A 6,585-nucleotide genomic window follows, 5' to 3' on the forward strand; every position below is an offset into this window, starting at 1 on the left:
CAGGTAAATTGATTTGCAGGAACGAATGCGAAAAGATTTCAATTTGTTGTTGCCAAGTTCTCTGGTATGTTTTAATGCGAATAGAAGTGATGTTCATTGAAAAAGATAAATGGATAGAGAATGTTTTTTATTTATGTACTTTTCTTTTGCGTGTCCAAAAGAAAAGTACGAAAAGAAAAAGTCTGCATCTATGAAACAAATCTTTAATTTCAGAACTACACTACTCAATCTCCAGCGCATCAAAATAGTATTTAGCCCAACTCTTTTAACTTCTTTTGAAAACAACTCCTTTAACTTCCCCGGTAACTTCCCCGGTAACTTCCCCGTTATCTGTAATGCCAGCAGCATAATGCCCGATAATGGTTTTAAAATCATCCGTTTGCTCATATTAACCTGATTTTCCCTGTCAGCAACATCTGCATCATCCCCTGCTTGATCATTCTATATTTAGCTAGCTTCCGTTCCAATGCTTCTATATCCGCATCCATATCGCTGAGAATTTGGGCAATGACTATTTGTTCTTCTCTTTGGGGAACTGGGATTTCCTCTGATTGAATAATTGTTGTATTTAAATTCATTTGTGAGCCAGTTTGACCATTTTTAGACCAACTTTCTTCAATAAAGCTTAGATAATAATACAAATATTCTTTTTCTATTTTTGGGTTATTAAATACGACAAAACCATCATGAATACAAACATCTAATCTTGTAATTATTGGTCTGCCAACTGTTGCACATATACTCATTATCAGATTATTTTTTGGAACAAAGTGACTGCATTTTATTCCTTGCTCTGATAATTTTTGAGTTGTTTCATATAAATATTTTATTGATTTTGTTACATCAGAAATTCTTACCCAACCTATTCTTGAGTTTTCATTAAACCATATTGGGCTATCGATAGGTCTTGGTGATGCACCACGATTAATTGAAGCAATATCCCCCAACTTCTTCACCTCCCAATCCCCACTAAATCCTGGCAACCTCTTTTTACCTGTAAGCAACTCCTGCATCGCCCCCTGTTTTATATTTTGTTTTTTGGCAATGAGTTTCTCCAGACTGCTTATGAGTGTATCGACATCGCTGAGGGCGGTAGCTATGGCGGTTTGCTCAATGAGTGTGGGGGGGATAGGAATAGTAAATTTCCTAATATCTCTAGGACTTATATGGGGTATGGCAGTTACCGTTTTAACTGAATCACAATATTTTGAAAAATAATCACTGCAAAGAAATTCCTTTAAATATCCTTGGTCAATCTTACTAGATCTTATTCTTGCAACACGTTGTAATAACAATGCTGGCAAATCTTTTTTTGTTAATCTTGCAAAACTTCTACCGACTAAAGAACCATCCATTGCAATGACAATATCACCCTCGTCAAGAATATATGTTTTCAATTCATGGGTCAGCTTTTCCCAATATTGAGTAATATCTTCTGACCAATCTATTACTCCTCTCTTGATATTTGAACCCCTAAGTAATTTGATACCTTCATTAGAGTATTTATTACTCGGAAAAGGATAACCGGTTAACAAATCTATTTCCTTACTAATAGCTTTTACAATCCAATCACATGGAATAACACCAATCTCCGTCTGCTTATATCCTTCTTTTATTTCCATACAAATCCCATTTTTTGAAGATGAGCAGATACTTTCCCTTCCAGTTCTTCAACTTCGTAGGTTACTTGTGGCATTGGTGATTCATAGCGCTCGGTCAACTCTTTAATGCGTTGAGTAAGTCGTTGACTGATGCGCTGCATTTCGGAATGTAAATCAGCAGTTAGAGTATTCATCCATTTACCTTCTACTACAAGTACTTTTATTTCTTCTTCAGTCAGGACATCATACTTAGAAAGCAACTTTTCATTCAGTTTAGCCAGCTCTTCTTTAACTTTTTTATTGGCTTCAGCCTCTTGTTCCGACAGTTTCAGATATGTCTTTAATACATTTCTTTCTTCTTCTACATCACTATCATCCCTGGATAATTCTTTCAGTCGCTTCTGAACATTAGCCTTATTCACCTTTTCCAAATCTGCAAAAGAACCTTCTTCACCTCCGTGCTCTTCTTCCAGTTCCTCTATTTGCAATGAAATAGCATCACATTGAGATTCCAATTCTTCAAGGGCTTTCTGCTCATCTGAGAAAAAACGGTCAATTAACAGACGCTTCGGAATTATTTTACCCTCAAATTCTTTTCCCCTGGCATCCCATTCCACCTGGTTTCCTACTTTCCATCCATCGCTTACAATCATATAGACATCATCCTGCATCATCCCTATCCAGTAATTCATCAGGCACTGATATACATCATATTTGTCAATAAGCCTCAGGTTGTCGAAAGCATGTAACAGATCTTCACTAAGTTCATGAATAAATCTTTTAGGTTTTGTACCTGCATTAATACTTCTGCAAGACGGTATATTTCTGGTTATCCAGTCGGTAAATACTGACTCAACCTGTTTGCTGTAGCGTACATATTCGGGATGGGAGAAAATAGTCTGTTTAATATCATCTTTTGCAAACTTTAATTGACTGTAACCTACATGTGGACTGTTTTCAAACAAGACATTCCTAAGCGAAGGATACACTTTCCAATAGGGTTGTAAGGCATCAATATCTGCATCAGGTATGCCTCCTTTCAAATGGGCTTCAATATCCTGGATATCCTCTGGTTCCTGGCTGTCAATGTACCGTGGAATGTTGAGGTTATATTCTTTCTCTTCTATTTCTGCCAAGTGTACTATACGACTGTATTTAGGAACCTCAAGTTGTCTGTTGAACACATCTACAATCCTGTGAATATCTTGTTCACGAAGACGATTTTTATTCCCATCCTTCATGAAACCTTTGCTGGCATCGATCATGAAGATGCTTTTACGGTTTTCAGCATTTTCTTTATCCAGGACAATGATGCAAGCCGGTATACCCGTACCATAAAACAGGTTTGCAGGAAGTCCTATGATGCCCTTTATGTATCCCTTACGAATGAGATTTTTTCTTATCCCTGCTTCGGCATTGCCACGAAATAACACACCATGAGGCATGATGCAGGCGCCTTTTCCTTTACTTTTCATGGAACGTACTATGTGAAGCAGGAAGGCATAATCACCATTTTTAGCAGGCGGAATACCATAATCCTGAAAACGTCCGTGAACATCATTTACAGGATCTACACCTGTACTCCATGCTTTATAAGAAAAGGGAGGATTGGCTACGACAAAGTCGAATGTTTTCACTTTGCCTTGCTCATTTATGAAAAGCGGGTTAGCTAACGTATTACCCTGTTTGATTTCTGCTGTGGGATTATTATGAAGGATCATATTCATGCGAGCAAGAGCCGCAGTAGCTACATCCATCTCCTGTAAATAAATAGAAATACTTCTTTCGGACTGATCAGCTACTTTCAGCAATAATGAGCCTGAGCCACCTGTCGGATCATAGGCTGTAGTAGATGCACTGGTCGTTTCATGGCTTATGCCTATGATCATTGCCATCACACGGCTTACTTCCGCAGGGGTATAGAACTGTCCCTTGCTTTTTCCGCTTTCTGTGGCAAAATGACGCATAAGATATTCATAGGCATCTCCCAGGATATCATCACCTTCAGTTTTATTCTTACTAAAATCAAGAGCAGAATTTTCAAAAATAGCAATCAGGTTGCTGAGACGCTTTACCATTTCATCACCGCTACCAAGCTTATCAGCATTATTAAAATCAGCAACATCTATGGTACCTGTCAGTTTATTGGCTTCGGCAATTCGTCCAATGATTTTCTTATTGATATCGTCGCCGATAGTAGGTTTACCCTTCAGTGCTACCATGTCTTTAAAACTTGCTCCTTCTGGCACTGTAATGGGCGCATATGGTACACCAGAATATTTGTCGCTGATATATTTGATGAACAACATCACCAGCACATAGTCTTTATACTGGCTGGCATCCATACCGCCGCGAAGTTCATCGCAACTTGCCCAGAGGGAGGAGTAGAGTTCGGATTTTTTTATAGCCATTTATTTTTCATTTATTTCTATTATGAAATTTGATTTTGATGTTTGACACACTATACTCAAAGTCTCACTCTAATGATGATCTGAGAGTTCTAGTATGCGACATAATCATCAACTCTTGCGACTAAAAATGTAATGTAATTATTAATGTTTCCAAGTATCACTTTTAGTGTATTTTAGATAAAATTTATCTGGTGAGACATTTTTAAAATAATATGTTAATACCGAATTTTTTTCGCCACAATATACATCATATGCGCTTTCAAACATTTCACTCTGTGGATAATTAGTAATCTCAGAAATATAATATTCATTTTCAAATCTCACAGGATTACCCGATTGACCAACTGTATATACAACTCTGTTACTAAATACTAACGGACTATCTGATATTGTGAAAGACTTAGTGCTGATTTGCTTTTTTGCCGGGTATTTAAACAAATCACAATCTCTATAAAGTGATTGATTTATTGAATACTCCGCAATTACCTTAGAAGTCATACTTGGAATGCAAACTATTTTTTCTTCATTAAATGATACCGAATAACCAGAAGAAGCCATAACTCCAACTGAATTTGTTGCAGAAACACTATTAGTTTGAAATAAATTCAAATAATTTATACCTGTGACAGATTTGGATGCTGTTGCTCCTCCAGAAGTAGAGATACCAGCACCTTTAGTATACGTGTAAATTCTATTTTTATAATAATTATAGGATGCCCCATTAAGAATGAAGAAACTTTCTTCTAAATTCAAATAGATGTTTTCATCCGTCTTATTAAAAAAACTAAATCCGATATTACCACCTTCATCCCATAGGTTATAAGATACTTTGCAATTATCGTCTTCGTAAATTAATAGGTTCTCCTTTAATGTGATTTTGTCCGTTGGGGTGGCTTTATACACTTGAAAAAAATATGTAGACACGCATGAGGACAACATAGTTGTTATGAATGCAAGAAAAATTAAATTTTTTGTTTTCATGTTTTAATTATTTGAGTTATCATCACAAATATCGTCTAGCTGTCGTAAAAATAAAATCCTGTGCTAACATTAAAGTTTCTCCTTTGTAACAATCATCCTTTAAGATTGCTCTATGCAGTTTCATTAACTCCTCGTCCTTAATTAAAATGTTGTAGAGTGTCCGAACTACTTTAAAAAATCTTTCATACTCACCTGTTCCAGGAATATCCTTTACCTTAACAATTTCCATAAATGTCTTGAACTCGGTGAATTTATATATGGCATACTTGTCAGGGTAGTGAAAAGCTAAGTAGAGTGAAACAATTCTTTGTCCATCATGGAAGTGATGTTTCATTGACTTGTCATAAACTAAAACTTCTTCTAAAATTTTGTCACAATGGAAAACAAAACGTTCAATTCGCTTGTCAATGCCTTCGTCTTCATTATATAAGTCACGAAACATTTGTCTAACTTTTTCTTTGTCATGGTCAATGAACCGTAACATTACAGCTTTAGGAAACCAATGAGGATTTGCCCATAAATTTCCGCTGTATTTGCTCCGAAAACTGTTATCATACATTTTTTTGAAGTCGTCTGCTTCAATGTTCCAAGTTTCCTGAAAATTTTTGAGAGCCTCCCATTTATAAAGTTCATCATAACCAGCCGAAGCTATAAGTCGTTTGTAGGCATCCGTCTCCCGTTTAATAATTTCTAATACCATAAATGTTTTGTTTGATGGTTAATATTTGCATGTCATTATAAACCGACCTATAACGTCCAGCTCACAAACACTATAAACGTAAACCTTTGTAAAGCACCCTCAATATTGGCTTTGTTGCTGTTATATATTACTACAATTTTATTTACTATTAATTTGAATAGTGTCTATGTCTTTTGTGTCAATTTGTTCGGTAATGTCCAGTTGTAAATATGTTGAATTAATTACTACTTTTTCTTTTAAAATTTTCCCATTTTTCATTTTTATATCTACAATTTGATATCCCATTCCTTGTTCAGGAAGTCTCGATAAAATTTCGATTTGTTGATCTGTTAACTTAATTCTGATTTTATCTGCCATAAGTTCTTTTATCAAAATAAGTATTATTTGATGTTCCGTATTCAAAATATGCTTCAATTCCTCCGCCATCGTGACTAAATGCAGGTTGAACAATTCCTCTTTGTAATATGTCTTTGATTTTTGGTTTTATATAAAATGCCCATTTAATTATTTCATCATTTGGTAAAGCGTACCTATCAACAGGGTCATCTTGTGTATTTACACAGTCACTATAGTCGGTCTGAGTTGTTGTATATGCCCCTTCTTTGAGTCGTTTATTTATATAGTCAATTCTTTTATCATCCTCATAAGCGGAAAGTCGTACAAAAATTTCTAATCCATCAGCTTCTTCTTTTGGATTGTCTTTTGCTCCTTTCCCACCAGGATGTCTTTTTTTATTAATCTTTTTGCTTTCACTTAGCCTGAATAATTCATAAATCCAAAATTCGGATAAAAAGCTATACTATTTCCAGGACGAATACAAAAAATTAGGCAAGCTGGGATAATTTGTAAGATATTGATGCAGTTTTTGTTTTGACAAAATTCATTGTTCAGG

6 protein-coding genes are annotated in these 6,585 nt (G+C 35.5%); 1 reads left to right on the forward strand and 5 read right to left on the reverse strand.

The features are described 5' to 3' along the window. Positions 1-190: 190 nt before the first annotated feature. Positions 191-397: a hypothetical protein gene (locus NT175_14155; GenBank protein MCX6235835.1), complete on the forward strand. Its 207-nt coding sequence runs from the start codon at positions 191-193 to the stop codon at positions 395-397. On the opposite strand, the gene NT175_14160 is transcribed toward NT175_14155, so the two are convergent. The 5 genes from NT175_14160 to NT175_14180 all read right to left on the reverse strand — a co-directional run bounded on the left by NT175_14160 (position 384) and on the right by NT175_14180 (position 6,065). Then, on the reverse strand, positions 384-1,622 hold the full coding sequence (locus NT175_14160) for a restriction endonuclease subunit S (GenBank protein MCX6235836.1): 1,239 nt from the start codon (positions 1,620-1,622) through the stop codon (positions 384-386). The two genes, NT175_14155 and NT175_14160, sit on opposite strands and share 14 nt — an antisense overlap. Further along, complete coding sequence (locus NT175_14165; protein ID MCX6235837.1) at positions 1,613-4,012, reverse strand: type I restriction-modification system subunit M; 2,400 nt, start codon at positions 4,010-4,012, stop codon at positions 1,613-1,615. Before NT175_14165 ends, NT175_14160 begins: the two co-directional genes overlap by 10 nt. Before the next feature lie 141 nt (positions 4,013-4,153). Then, positions 4,154-4,993, reverse strand: a complete 840-nt coding sequence (locus tag NT175_14170; GenBank protein MCX6235838.1) for a hypothetical protein — start codon at positions 4,991-4,993, stop codon at positions 4,154-4,156. 22 nt (positions 4,994-5,015) lie between these two features. Next, positions 5,016-5,693 carry a hypothetical protein gene (locus NT175_14175; GenBank protein MCX6235839.1) on the reverse strand — a complete coding sequence of 226 codons (678 nt, stop codon included), beginning with the start codon at positions 5,691-5,693 and terminating at the stop codon, positions 5,016-5,018. Positions 5,694-5,831: 138 nt separating this feature from the next. Continuing rightward, entirely contained in the window at positions 5,832-6,065 is a 234-nt protein-coding gene (locus NT175_14180; protein ID MCX6235840.1) for a hypothetical protein, read from the reverse strand. Positions 6,066-6,585 lie beyond the last annotated feature (520 nt).

The sequence above is a fragment of the Bacteroidota bacterium genome (assembly GCA_026391695.1).
Classification (GTDB): Bacteria; Bacteroidota; Bacteroidia; order Bacteroidales; family JAGONC01; genus JAPLDP01.

Coding starts and splice junctions, on each gene's coding strand:
- NT175_14155 (MCX6235835.1), top strand. CDS start 191: ATGAAACAAATCTTTAATTTCAGAACTACACTACTCAATCTCCAGCGC.
- NT175_14160 (MCX6235836.1), bottom strand. CDS start 1,622: ATGGAAATAAAAGAAGGATATAAGCAGACGGAGATTGGTGTTATTCCA.
- NT175_14165 (MCX6235837.1), bottom strand. CDS start 4,012: ATGGCTATAAAAAAATCCGAACTCTACTCCTCCCTCTGGGCAAGTTGC.
- NT175_14170 (MCX6235838.1), bottom strand. CDS start 4,993: ATGAAAACAAAAAATTTAATTTTTCTTGCATTCATAACAACTATGTTG.
- NT175_14175 (MCX6235839.1), bottom strand. CDS start 5,693: ATGGTATTAGAAATTATTAAACGGGAGACGGATGCCTACAAACGACTT.